13 protein-coding genes are annotated in these 12,016 nt (G+C 73.1%); 5 read left to right on the forward strand and 8 right to left on the reverse strand.

All coding sequences use genetic code 11. The features are described from left to right. Window positions 1-55 precede the first annotated feature (55 nt). Window positions 56-793, reverse strand: a complete 738-nt coding sequence (locus tag F9B16_RS44225) for a hypothetical protein (protein WP_151546256.1) — start codon at window positions 791-793, stop codon at window positions 56-58. Window positions 794-1,337: 544 nt separating this feature from the next. On the opposite strand from F9B16_RS44225, the gene F9B16_RS44230 reads away from it, so the two are divergent. Further along, complete coding sequence (locus F9B16_RS44230) at window positions 1,338-2,756, forward strand: hypothetical protein (protein ID WP_151546257.1); 1,419 nt, start codon at window positions 1,338-1,340, stop codon at window positions 2,754-2,756. An 81-nt stretch (window positions 2,757-2,837) separates the two neighbouring features. Here the strand turns inward: F9B16_RS44230 and F9B16_RS44235 are convergent, their stop codons facing one another. Together F9B16_RS44235 and F9B16_RS44240 are read right to left on the reverse strand one after the other, a co-directional pair. Continuing rightward, the gene (locus F9B16_RS44235; RefSeq protein WP_151546258.1) at window positions 2,838-4,349 is read right to left on the reverse strand and encodes an MFS transporter; all 1,512 of its coding nucleotides are present in this window, start codon (window positions 4,347-4,349) and stop codon (window positions 2,838-2,840) included. Beyond that, the gene (locus F9B16_RS44240) at window positions 4,339-5,016 is read right to left on the reverse strand and encodes a hypothetical protein (protein WP_225992487.1); all 678 of its coding nucleotides are present in this window, start codon (window positions 5,014-5,016) and stop codon (window positions 4,339-4,341) included. The genes F9B16_RS44235 and F9B16_RS44240 overlap by 11 nt, the downstream gene beginning before the upstream one ends. Window positions 5,017-5,112: 96 nt before the next feature. On the opposite strand from F9B16_RS44240, the gene F9B16_RS44245 reads away from it, so the two are divergent. Beyond that, window positions 5,113-5,568 (forward strand): MarR family winged helix-turn-helix transcriptional regulator, encoded by a 456-nt coding sequence (locus F9B16_RS44245; RefSeq protein ID WP_151546268.1) that lies wholly within the window; start codon window positions 5,113-5,115, stop codon window positions 5,566-5,568. A gap of 39 nt (window positions 5,569-5,607) precedes the next feature. Here F9B16_RS44245 and F9B16_RS44250 read toward each other — a convergent pair whose 3' ends face one another. Both F9B16_RS44250 and F9B16_RS44255 read right to left on the reverse strand, forming a co-directional pair. Next, window positions 5,608-6,927, reverse strand: coding sequence for an aldo/keto reductase (locus F9B16_RS44250; protein ID WP_151546259.1), 1,320 nt, complete (start codon window positions 6,925-6,927; stop codon window positions 5,608-5,610). A gap of 118 nt (window positions 6,928-7,045) precedes the next feature. After that, on the reverse strand, window positions 7,046-7,618 hold the full coding sequence (locus F9B16_RS44255; RefSeq protein ID WP_151546260.1) for a TetR/AcrR family transcriptional regulator: 573 nt from the start codon (window positions 7,616-7,618) through the stop codon (window positions 7,046-7,048). A gap of 88 nt (window positions 7,619-7,706) precedes the next feature. On the opposite strand from F9B16_RS44255, the gene F9B16_RS44260 reads away from it, so the two are divergent. From F9B16_RS44260 to F9B16_RS44270, 3 genes are all read left to right on the forward strand, one after another. Beyond that, window positions 7,707-8,639 carry an NADP-dependent oxidoreductase gene (locus tag F9B16_RS44260; RefSeq protein WP_151546261.1) on the forward strand — a complete coding sequence of 311 codons (933 nt, stop codon included), beginning with the start codon at window positions 7,707-7,709 and terminating at the stop codon, window positions 8,637-8,639. 112 nt (window positions 8,640-8,751) lie between these two features. After that, entirely contained in the window at window positions 8,752-9,087 is a 336-nt protein-coding gene (locus F9B16_RS44265; RefSeq protein ID WP_151546262.1) for a hypothetical protein, read from the forward strand. Further along, window positions 9,077-9,658, forward strand: coding sequence for a carboxymuconolactone decarboxylase family protein (locus F9B16_RS44270; protein ID WP_151546263.1), 582 nt, complete (start codon window positions 9,077-9,079; stop codon window positions 9,656-9,658). The genes F9B16_RS44265 and F9B16_RS44270 overlap by 11 nt, the downstream gene beginning before the upstream one ends. Window positions 9,659-9,671: 13 nt before the next feature. On the opposite strand, the gene F9B16_RS44275 is transcribed toward F9B16_RS44270, so the two are convergent. The 3 genes from F9B16_RS44275 to F9B16_RS44285 all read right to left on the reverse strand — a co-directional run. Next, on the reverse strand, window positions 9,672-10,295 hold the full coding sequence (locus F9B16_RS44275; RefSeq protein WP_151546264.1) for a LysE family translocator: 624 nt from the start codon (window positions 10,293-10,295) through the stop codon (window positions 9,672-9,674). Between the two features lie 191 nt (window positions 10,296-10,486). Then, the gene (locus F9B16_RS44280) at window positions 10,487-10,957 is read right to left on the reverse strand and encodes a carboxymuconolactone decarboxylase family protein (protein ID WP_151546265.1); all 471 of its coding nucleotides are present in this window, start codon (window positions 10,955-10,957) and stop codon (window positions 10,487-10,489) included. A gap of 117 nt (window positions 10,958-11,074) precedes the next feature. Then, window positions 11,075-12,016 (reverse strand): S1 family peptidase (locus F9B16_RS44285; RefSeq protein WP_151546266.1); only part of this gene is annotated, 942 nt, incomplete at its 5' end.

Raw genomic sequence — 12,016 nt, forward strand, 5'->3', positions numbered from 1 at the left:
CCCGGCGGGCACCGCGGCCCCCCGGTTCCGGCCGCGGCCGGCCGATGCTCGCGACTCAGGCAACGTCCGACCGCTCCCGCGCCGTCCGCCGGGCCCGCAGCGCGACGGCGCCGAGCCCGGCGGCCGCGAGCGCGCCCCAGCCGATCGCCATCAGCGGCGCGCCGGAACCGGCCGTCCGGCCGTACATGCTGCCGTCACCGGTGTCGATCCGGCCGTTCGGGATCTTCGGCTTCGCCGGCTGCATGCCGCCGCCGGGCTTGCCGGGGGTCTTCGACGGGTGCGTGCTGTACTTGACGGACCCGAAGCCCTTGCAGACCACCGTCGCGACGGTCGGGTCGGGCAGGCTGCTCTTGAACGTGCCGGTCGCGGTCCAGGTCGCCTTGCCGGTCTTCGTCACGGGCAGGGGGTTGCGGGTGTAGCCGTTGCTGGTGATGGTCACCGTGCTCGGGCAGGTGACCGTGAACGTGGTGTGCCGTCCGGGTGCGACGACCCGGCTGGACAGCTTCACCTTGTCGAACCCGAACGTGAACGTCGGCTTCGGCTCGGTGGGCGGCGAGGTCGGCGGCTGCTGGCCGGTGACGTCCACCCAGTGGGGGACCTTCTGTCCCTTCTCCAGCACGCACTTCAGCAGCGTGCCGTCCGCGAGCTTGACCTGTTTGCCGATGTCGGCCTTCTTGCAGAACTGTCCCGCCTTGGGGCCGTCCTGCGCGGGCGCGGCGAGTGCGGGACCCGCCATCCCGAGCACCAGGGACCCGGTGGCGACCGCCGCCGCGGCCAGCCGAGTTGCGCGCATTTGCCTGCTCCTCTGATCGGGGGGTCTCGCCATGCGTGCCGGGCTGGATTCGCACCTGGCCGATGGCGGGGGGAAGCCGCGGGACCGCGCGGCTTGCAGGGCGGGTGCGCTCGAGAAGCGAGGCCCGGTGTGCCGGACGAGAACGATGGGCCTGGAGCTTAGCGGGATCAACCATCACACACCCGAAATGCAACGGAAAAACGAGCTGACTGGCCATTTCCGGAAATCTGTGGGAATGGTGTAAACCTCGTCCGCGCCTCGCGCGACCCTCTGCACAGAAACGATCTTTGGAGTCCCGCGCGGAGCCGCCTGCGCGCCGGCCCGCCGTCACCCCGGGGACGGTGACCTCCGTCACATCGCTTTATGCAACCTGAGGCTGTCATTTCGTGACGTGCTGGGGGTTGTAACGATACGAGCAGGGAACAACGCGTGCCGTAGTCGTCGCCATGTGCGACAAAACGGATGAAGTGTGCCAGTTTGGCGCTGTCCCGGTACATGATCTTGGCCATCTCCCTGGCCAGGTGACCGCCCGAGGAGAGCTCCCATGAAACGGCACCTGAGGGCGCTGGCCCGCGCGTGCGCGGCGACCGCCGTCGCCGCCGCCGGCCTGACGGCCGTCGCGGGCCCCGCCCACGCCGACGACCCGCCCACCCCCAGCCTGGACAACTACTACATGCGGCCCGCCTGGAACCAGGCCGAGCTGCAGGATCGGGTCAAGCAGCTCGACGCCCAGCTCCCCAAGCTCGGTGTGCAGAACATCCTGGCCGAGGCCCCGCGCCAGGGGGGCACCGCCAACGGCAAGGCGTGCAACGCCAAGGCCATCGACGGCACGACCGGCCGCCAGCCCGACGTGACCTACAGCTTCTGCTGGGACACGGCCGACTCCGCCGCGTCCGGCAACTACGAGTGGACGCCGCAGGGCGTCACCACGGTCGCCGACGCCCAGGACGACAAGTACTGGGGCTCCGCCCAGCCGGTCGTCACCACCTGGTACCAGCAGCAGCACGGCGCCACGGTCGGCGAGAAGTGCAAGTACAAGAAGGACGGCGTCTGGGTCGAGCAGAACTGCGTCAAGGGCGTCCGGATCTCGATCATCGATCCGAACACCGGCAAGTACGCCCACGTGCTGCTCGTGTACCCGTTCGTCAACGCGTCCGGCAACGCCAGCTACATGAGCCTGCGGACGACGCAGGACAGCGACCACGGCTCGCTGCACGCGGGCGGCATCGCCTGGTACGGCAACTACCTCTACGTGGCCGACACGGCGCGCGGGCTGCGCGTGTTCGACATGCGCTACATCTTCGACCTGAAGTCGGCCGGCGATAAGGCCGACATCACCGACAAGACGAAGATCGGCCGGCAGGACGGGAAGTTCTACTCGCACGGCTACCGCTACGTGATGCCGGAGGTCGCCGCGTACACCAACACGGTGCCGCGCACGGCCACGGGCAAGTACGAGTGCCGCAACGGCAGCTCCCCGAACACCTCGTTCGTCTCCCTCGACCGCAGCGGCAACGACCACCTGGTCACCGGCGAGTTCTGCGACGCGGCCAAGAGCGACACCAACGGACGGGTCGCCACCTGGCCGCTGAACGGCGACAACGGGCAGCCGGACCTCAACGCCACCTGCGTCTCGAACCTGCCGGGACACGCGGAGATCCCCTGCTGGCACGCCGACACCGCGTACGCCATGCCGGCGGACGGCATCCAGGGCGCGGCCCGCTACGACGGCAAATGGTTCATGAACCAGAGCCGCGGCGAGACGTCGGCCGGGGTGCTGATACAGGCGGCGCAGCCGGACGGGAAGACGGGCCTGCTGCGCTCCCTCGCCCCGCCGCACTTCACCGCGATCGGCCCGGAGGACCTGTCGTACTGGCCGGGCTCCGACGCGGGCCGCAGCGGGCTGTGGACGCTCACCGAGCACTACGGCAAGCGCATGGTCTACGTGACCCCGAAACCGTGACCCCGAAACCCTGACCCGCGTCCGTTGACTCGTGGCCGTGTCGCCCTTAGGGGCCCCGTCCATAAGGGCGACACGCCACAGTCAACGGGCGTTGCGGGTGATGGTGGCCAGGGAGACCACGATGCCGAGCAGGTACAGGCCGACGGCGACCTTGAAGCCCGCCGTGTAGCCGTGGACGAGCGCGTCCGCCAGGGGCGTGCCCTTCGCCGCGTGCTCGGTCGTCGTGACCGCGACGGTCGCCAGTCCCGCCAGGCCCAGCGCGCCGCCGATCTGCGAGCCCGCGGTGAGCAGCGCGGAGCCGATGCCGGCCTCGGAGCCGTCGATGCCGCGGACGCCGATCCCGGTGGCGACGACGACGGTGGCGCCCAGCCCCAGGCCGGTGACCAGCGACGCCGGCATCATCACCGTGTAGACGCCGGAGTGCGCCGTCAGGAAGCAGAACCAGGCGGTGCCCGCGGCGGCGAGCGCCAGGGCCAGCGACAGGGCGACCCGCTCCGAGGTGCGGGCGAGCAGTTGCGGGCCCACGCCGCCGGCCGCGATGCCGAAGCCCACGGCGAGCGGCAGGTACATCAGGCCGGTCCGCAACGCGGAGTAGCCCAGCACCTGCTGCATGTAGAGGGTCAGGAAGTAGTACGTGGCGAAGCTGCCCGTCGACATCAGCAGCGTGACGATGTTCGCCCCGACCCGGCCGCGGTCGCGGACCACCTCGCGCGGGATCATCGGCGTGCGGCCGGTGCGCTGGAGGGCCGCGAAGGCGGCCAGCAGGACGGCCGAGGCGGCCAGGAAGCCGATGACCACGGCGTCGCTCCACCCGTGCTCGCCGACCCGGTCCACCGCGTAGACCAGCGAGCCGGCGCCGAGGGTGGCGGTGACCGCCCCCGGGACGTCGATCCTCGTCCGCGCGGCGGGCCCGCCCTCGTCCAGGGCGCCGACGCCGAGCAGGACGCCGATGATGACCGGGACGTTCACCAGCAGTACCCAGCGCCAGCTCACGTAGGTCGTCAGCACGCCGCCGAGGACCAGGCCCATCACCGAGGCGAGCCCGGTCATCCCGCCGTACAGGCCGAGGGCCCTGGTGCGGTGCCTGCCTTCGGGGAAGGTGGCGACCAGCAGCGACAGCGCGCCGGGCGTGGCGATCGCCGCCCCGATCCCCTGGACGGCGCGGAAGCCGATCAGGGCGGCGCCGGTGGGCGCCAGCCCGCCGAGCAGCGAGGCCGCTCCGAACAGCACCAGGCCGACCCTGAAGACCCGCTTGCGGCCGTACAGGTCGCCGGCCCGCCCGGCGACGAGCATCAGCCCGCCGAACGTCAGCGAGTACGCGTTGACCACCCAGTTCAGGTTCGCCGGGGAGATCTTCAGCGCGTCCTGGATGCTCGGCAGCGCGACGATCATGATCGTGCCGTCGAGCACGACCAGGAACCGCGCGAAGGCGATGACCCACGTGGCGACGCCGAGCCGGCGCGGATCCGCGACCGTCGCGGGGACGTCCGTCGCGGCCGCTTCGTCCGTCGCGGCCGCTTCGTCCGGTGACATGCCGAGGGTGCCGCCGGCGGTGTCGGACCGCGGAGCCCGGTCGTCCGCGTTACCGGTCATCGCTGCTCGTCGCGACGCGGCCGACCTCGGGAAGCCGGTCGTCGGCGGCCGAGGCCGGCGCCATCCGCGTGACGGCGGCCGGCATGGGGCCGACGGTGAACACGCGGGTGACCGAGCCGACGGTGACCCCGGCGAAGGAGGCCTCGGCAGGTACCTGGTCCGGAATCGGGATGACGTGGGTGCCCGGGTCGAGCCGGTCGTCGAACACGTACATCGACGCGCTCTTGGGTTCCGGGGGCACGAACGACGTGCCCCACCACGCCTCGACGGTGACCGGGGCGGGATCGGTGAGCGTGACTCGCAGCAAGCGCTGTTCGGCGTCGTAGACGACCTCGCCGCCGTCGAGGGCGTCGCCTGAGGTGGCGGCGCGCACCTGGGCGGCGATGAGGCCGGCGATCCCGGCGAGCCCCTGGACGAACGTCACGCCGGGGTTGCGTTCGAGGACGTCCTCGCGCAGCCGCCGCTTGGTCTCGGCGGGCACCATGCCGCCGAAGACCAGGACGTCGAGACCGGTGACGTCGTAGTCGTCGAGGACGTGGTCGAACTGGTTCGTCGCGTCCGCGGAGTAGCCCCCGGCCCGCAGGAGGTCGACGGCGGCGACGAGCACGCCGGGGCTGCGGCCGACGATGAGAACGCGGTCGGGCCTGTCGTTCGCTGGCATGTTCACGGTGAGGTCTCCCTGGTCGGCGCCTCTATGAGTATTGGTCATGCCAACATAGCGAGTGTTGGGACTACCCACAACAGCTAGACTTGCCGCGTGCCCATGCCCCGCCACGAGGCCGGCCGCACGCCGGCCCGGCTCCAAGGACGCGCCACCTGGCTGGTCAGCCGCGCCTACCTCCGCTCGTCCGGGCTGCTCGGCGCCGGTTTCGAGACCCACGGCGGCGGGCTGCGCAGCTACCACTACCGGCTCCTCGCCGCGCTCGAGGAGTGGGGACCGGCGAGCCAGGCCGACCTCGGCCGCAAGACCGGCATCGACCGCAGCGACGTCACCGCCGCCCTGACCAAGCTCGAATCGATCGACCTCGTCGAGCGCTCGGCCGACCCCGCCCACAAGCGCCGCAACATCGTCACCATCACCCCGGCGGGCATCGAACGGCTCCTCGAACTCGACAAGGTCATCGACGGGATCCAGGAGGAGTTCCTCGCGCCCCTCACACCCGCCCAGCGGCGCCAGTTCATCACCCTGCTGACGCGCCTCACCGACGCCCAGCCCTGATCCGCCGGGCCCAGGCGGCACTACCGGGCGCTCTCGCCGTCAGGAGGCCGAGGACCCGGTGCCGGCGAGCGAGCCGAGAAAGGCCAGGTCGTCGTCGGTGAGCGAGAGCTCCAGGGCCGCGAGGTTCTCCTCCAGCCGCGCCACCCGCTTCGTGCCGGGGATCGGCACCACGGGCACGCCCAGCCGCCTGGCCTGGGCATGCACCCAGGCCAGCGCCACCTGGGCCGGGGTGGCGCCCTTCGCGTCCGCCAGCGACCGGACCGCATCGATGACCGCCCGGTTGGCGGCGGCGTGCTCGGCGACGGGGCCGAAGCGCGGGTTGCCGCGCCGGGCGTCCTCGGCACCGGAGTCGAGGGTGCCGGTGAGGTAGCCGCGGCCCAGCGGTGAGTACGGCACCAGGCCCACGCCGAGGTCGCGCATCGCGTCCAGGACGGTGGCCTCGATCCCGCGGCTCCACAGCGAGTACTCGCTCTGCACCGCGGCGATCGGATGCACGGCGTGGGCACGCCGCAGCAGGTCGCCGTCGACCGCGGACAGGCCGAGGAAGCGCACCTTCCCCTCGGCGACCAGCTCCGCCATGGCGCCGACGGTCTCCTCGATCTCGGCCGTCTGCGGAGGCCGGTGCAGGTAGTACAGGTCGATCACGTCGACGCCCAGCCGCAGCAGCGACGCCTCGCAGGCCCGCTTGACGTACCCGGCCTCGCCGCGGCGGACGGCGGTGCCCGCGCCGGCCGACCTGTCCACGCCGAACTTGGTGGCCAGCTGGACGCGCTCGCGCCGGCCCGAGATCGCGCGGCCCACCAGCACCTCGTTGTGACCCGCCCCGTACACGTCCGCGGTGTCCAGGAACGTGACGCCGAGGTCGATCGCGCGGCGGATCGTCTCCGTCGCGGAGTCCCAGTCGGTGGGGCCGCGCCACTCGCTCATCCCCATGCAGCCCAGGCCCTGGGCGGACACGGCCAGGCCGCCGAGTTCCGCGCCTTTCCCGTGCCGCGCCGTCCCGTGCGCGCGGGCCTGGTAGATGCCGATCTTCCGGTCGAGGAGCCGCAGGTACTCCCGCTGGGTCGCCAGGGCTTCGGAGACGAACGCGCGGTGCCGCCGCAGCACGTCGAACCGCTCCGGCTCGCCGGCCCCCGAGCGGACGAGGTCGGCGTAGCGCCGCAGCTCGCGGATGGGCATGCCGGTCGCGCGCAGCTTGCGCAGCAGGGTCAGCCGGTCGATGTCGGCGCCGGTGTACCGGCGGCGTCCGTCCGGGCCCCGCTCGATGGGGCCGACCAGGCCCGCCTTCTCGTACCAGCGCATCGTGTCCGGCGGCAGCCCGCACTTGCCTGCGGCCTCACGGATGGACCAGGTCTTCACATTTCCGACAGTAGGAGTTGGAGCGCGCTCCAACGCAAGCTCGTGGCAGGCGAACGCGTCGCGCCGCTGAACGGGCGCCGATGCGCCGGACGCCGCGCCTCCTGCGGTCGCTCGGGCCTTAGCCGCGTTGCGGGGCGGCCTCGGCGGTGACGGCGAGGAGCTCCGCCGCACCGGTGGCCAGGGCTTCGGCGAAGTCGGTCTCCTCGTCGGCCAGCCACCGCTCGGTCGCCAGGCGCAGGACGGCGAGGCCGGCATCGGCGGCGAGCCGTGCCGTCCGCGGGTCGCAGCCGCGCCGCTCCAGGGCGGCGGTGAGGGCCTCGGACAGCGAGACGAGCTTGATCAGCTCGCGCTCCCGCAGGGGCGGGTTGGCGGCGATGACCGCCGCCCGCCTCTCCAGGAAGTCGCGGGGACGGAGCACCTCCGGGGCGGTGGCGAAGGCGGCCAGCAGGGTCGGCAGCGCGCCGGTGCCCGGCGGGACGTCGTCCATGGCGGTGAGGAAGCGCTCCTGGAGGTCCCCGCCGCCGAAGAGCACTTCGCGCTTGTCGGCGAACCAGCGGTAGAAGGAGCGCTCGGTGAGGTTCGCGCGCCGGGCGATCTGCGCGACCGTCGTCCGGTCGTAGCCCTGCTCGTCGAACAGGTCGAGCGCGGCCCGTTCGAGGCGGCCCTGCGTGTTGCCCTCCCAGCGTGCCATGCCCGGAAGTATAGCGACAGCAGATGCTGTCATCACATGCTAGCGTGAGGTGACGACAGCATCTGCTGTCACTACTTGGGGAGGTTCCATGCGCACCCTTCGGTTCCACGAGTACGGCGCGGCGCTCGACGTCCTGCGCCTCGACGACGCCGAACCGCCCGTGCCCGGTCCCGGCCAGGTCCGCGTCGCGGTCGAGGCGTGCGGGCTGAACCCGGCGGACTGGGCGCTGTGCGGCGGCCTGTTCGCCGGCGACCTGCCGCGCGGCGTCGGGCTCGACGTGTCCGGCACGGTCGACGCGGTCGGCGACGGCGTGACCGGCGTCGAGCCCGGCGACCCGGTGCTCGGCCCGGCGCCCTTCACCGGTGCGACGGCCGGCGCGTCCGAGCAGGCGGTCCTGGACGTGTGGTTCCCGCGCCCACCGGGGCTGGACGCGGTCGGCGCCGCCGCGCTGCCGATGGCGGTCGAGACGGCCCGCCGGGGCCTGGACCAGCTCGGCGTCCGCGACGGCATGACCGTGCTGGTGAACGGCGCCGGGACCACCGTCGGGTACGCGGCGGTGCAGATGGCGGTGCGGGACGGCGCGCGGGTCATCGCCACCGCCGGCGAGACCTACGCCGGCGCGCTGCGGGCGGCGGGCGCCGAGGTCACCGGGTACGGCGACGGCATGGCCGACCGCGTGACGGCGCTGGCGGGCGGGCCGGTCGACCTCGCCCTCGACGCGGCCCCGGTCAGCGGCGCGTTGCCGGAGGTCGTGCGCACCGTCAAGGCGCCGGAGCACGTCCTGACGATCACCGACTTCGCCGCCGCCGCGGACCTGGGCGTGCGCACCGCCTTCGGCGACGCCCCCGGGGCCCTGCGCCACGACGTGCTCGGCGAGTACGCGCGGCTGGCGGCCGAAGGCCGGTTCACGGTGCCGGTGGCGCGCACGTTCCCGCTGGAGGACTGGCGTACGGCCGCGGAGCTGAGCCTGTCCGGACGGGCGCGCGGCAAGGTCGTCCTGGAGATCGGCGGCTCACGGTAGGTGCCTGGTGGGACGGCGGGTAGATCCGGTGGCGGTGGTGTCACATTCGGGGGGCCGCCGTTCGTCTATCGGGTGAAGGCAGAGATGGCCCGAGCCGCACAGGAGGGGCGCCGTGCCGGATGAGGACAGGAAACGGGCAGTGCACCAGGCCCTGGTCGACCGCGTGCTGCACGGGGACGGCCGGGCGTCCGCGGAGCTGCGGGCGCGCGCCTTCCGCAACGAGGGCCTCGCCCCGCCGCTGGACGCGCTGATCGGCAAGGTCGCGGACAGCCCGGCGCAGGTCACCGAGGCGGACCTCGCGGCGGCGAAGGCGTCCGGCTGCACCGAGGACCAGCTGTTCGAGCTGGTGGTGTGCGCGGCGGTCGGCCGGTCGTCGCGGATGTACGAGGCCGGGCTCGCGGCCCTGGCCGAGGCGACCGCCGAGGAAGGACCGGATCATGCGCCTTGACGTCCTGAACCGCGGCTACCGCCCCGGGGCCAGGCTGCTGTTCGCCGCCGTCCGGCTCTTCTCCGGCCGGCCGCTGCCGGACGCCGCCAAGCTGACCTTCTACCGGCCCGACTTCTACGGCGCGCTCGCCAAGGAGTTCACCCACGAGGCGATGCGCGGGCCGTCCGCGTGGTCGGTCGGCGACCGGGAGCTGATGGCGGCCTACGTGTCGAAGGTGAACGGGTCCGCGTTCTGCGTCGGCGCGCACACCGCGACCGCGGCGCAGGCGTACGGGGACGCGCCGCGGGTCGCGGCGGTGCTCGCCGACGTGGAGGCGCCCCCGGTCGAGGAGCCGCTGCGGGCGACGCTGCGGATGCTCGGCAGGCTGACGCGGGACGGGGAGGTCGGCGCCGGCGACGTCCGGGAGGTGCTGGCCGCGGGCGCGACGCCCGAGCAGGTCCGGGACGCGCTGGCGGTGTGCGCCGCGTTCAACACCACGGGCCGGCTCGCCGACGCGTTCGGGTTCGAGCTGCTCAGCCCCGAGGGCTATGCGGCGGGCGCGAAGTTCCTGCTCAAGCGCGGCTACCGGTAGGGCGGGCGGCGCGTCAGGACTCGGCGGCCAGGCGGATGCCCAGGCCGAGCAGGACGAGCCCGGAGACCTGCTCCATCCGGCGGCGGATCGACGCGCGCTGCAGCAGCACGCGGGCGCGTCCGGCCAGCCAGACCATCGGCAGGTACCAGATCATGTCGACCACGGCCCAGATCACCGAGAACAGGACGAGCGTCGCCAGGACCGGCGCGCCGTGCGGGACGAACTGCGGCAGGAACGACACCGCGAACACCCCCGCCTTCGGGTTCGCGAAGTTGGTGATCAGGCCCTGCCGGAACGCGCGCCCGTGCGAGACGGCCGCGGCCGGGGCGGGTTCCTCGTCCACGCCGCCCTTGTGCCGGGCCTTCCACAGCGCGCGCGTCCCCATGTACACCAGGACCACCGCGCCCGTTATCCGCATCGCGTCGTAGGCGAGACGGGATGCCAGCAGCAGGGCCGACAGGCCGAACGCGGCGGCGAGGCCCCACAGCAGCACGCCGCATTCGTTGCCGAGCACGGTCGCCATGCCGTTGACCCGGCCGTTCATCACCGCGCGCCGCAGGATCACGGCGGTGCTGGGGCCGGGGACCATCGCGATCAGGAAAGCCGCGCCGACGAATGCCACGAGCGAGGACATCATCCGCCAAGTATCCAGAGCCGCCCGTATCCCGACAACGCCTTTCCGGGGAGGCGCGTCACCGGGACCGCCGCCGGCACCGACCGCGGCGCGGACCGGCTCGGCGGCGATCACGGTCATGCGGGGCATGGACTTCGGCGCGTTCCGGCGTCCCGGCATGGTCGGCCCGGAACGTCCGGCCCCCGCCGGTAGTGCTAGGCGAACTGGCCGGGCCGGTAGTCGCCGGCGGGCTGCCGGGTGATGACGTTGAGGCGGTTGTAGGTGTTGATGACGGCGATGAGCCCCACCAGCGCCGCGAGCTGCTCGTCGTCGAAGTGCTTCGCGGCGTTCGCCCAGGTCTCGTCGCTGACCCCGGACCCGTCGGCGAGGCGGGTGCCCTCCTCGGTCAGCTCCAGCGCGGCGCGCTCGGCGTCGGTGTAGACCGTGGCCTCGCGCCACGCGCCCACCAGGTTGATCCGCTGCTGGGTCTCTCCGGCCGCCGCGGCGTCCTTGGTGTGCATGTCGAGGCAGTAGCCGCAGCCGTTGATCTGGCTCGCGCGGATCCGCACCAGCTCCTGCGTCGCGGCCGGAAGGCTCGAGTCGGCGATGGCCTTGCCCGCGGAGTTGAAGTACTTCGCGACCTTCATGGCCAGGTCGCTCCCGTAGAAGTCGATCCGAGCGTTCATCGTGATCTCCTCATGGCGGTGTAGGTGCCGATACCTCCATGACGGAACCGATCCGCGAAATGTGACGCGGCGCCCGCGCGCCGCCCGCGCGCCCCCGGCGGGTCGCCCGCGCCCGCGTCAGGGGAGTTGCGCGCCGAACGCCTGGAGCGCCTCGGTGACCGGCTGGAAGAACGTGACGCCGCCCGCCTGGCAGTCGCCCGACCCGCCCGACGTCAGCCCCAGCGCCGTGGTCCCGCTGAACAGCGGCCCGCCGCTGTCGCCCGGCTCCGCGCAGACGGTCGTCTGGATCATCCCGGTGACCGTCCCCTCGGGGAAGTTCACCGTGGCGCCGACCGCCGTGACCCGCCCGGTGTGCACGCCCGTCGTGCTGCCGCTGCGCGCGACCTGCTGGCCGACCACCGCGTCGGCGGCCTGCGCGATCGGCTGCGCGGTGCCGTCGTGCAGGTCGACCGCGCTCTGCCCGGCGTCCGTGGCCTGGACGAGCGCGAAGTCGTCGCCCGGGAAGTCGCTCTGCACCGTCGTGCCGAGGGCCTGCGCGCCCTCCTGGTCGGCGGTCCAGTCCTTCACGATGTTCCCGCAGTGCCCGGCGGTGAGGAAGAACGGCTGCCCGCCGCGCTGGACGTTGAAGCCCAGCGAGCAGCGCGCGCCGCCCCCGAAGATCGCGTCGCCGCCGAGCGCGAGGGTGTGCAGCCGCCCGGGGACGCGCACCATCCGCACCGCCGTGCCCATGGTCGCCGCCTCGCGCTCGACACCGGCCATCCGCGCGCCCTTCACCGAGTCGTCGACCCACATCACGACCTGCGACGTCGCCGGGTCGACGGCCCATCCGGTGCCGGGCGTGCCCGCCATCGACCGGCGCAGCGCGGCCGTCGTCCTGGCCAGGGCGCGCGGGCTCGTCCGCATCATCTTCGGGACGGCGCCCGCCGACCGCACCATCGCCGCGTCCGCCGCGGTGGCGACCGTGACGACGGGCCGCCCGGCCGCGTCGAGGTAGCCGCCGGCCGTCCGGCCGCCGAGGCGTCCGGCGACCCGTGCCGCGAGCGCCGCCGCCCGCGGCTG

This window comes from Actinomadura montaniterrae, assembly GCF_008923365.1.
Taxonomy (GTDB): domain Bacteria; phylum Actinomycetota; class Actinomycetes; order Streptosporangiales; family Streptosporangiaceae; genus Spirillospora; species Spirillospora montaniterrae.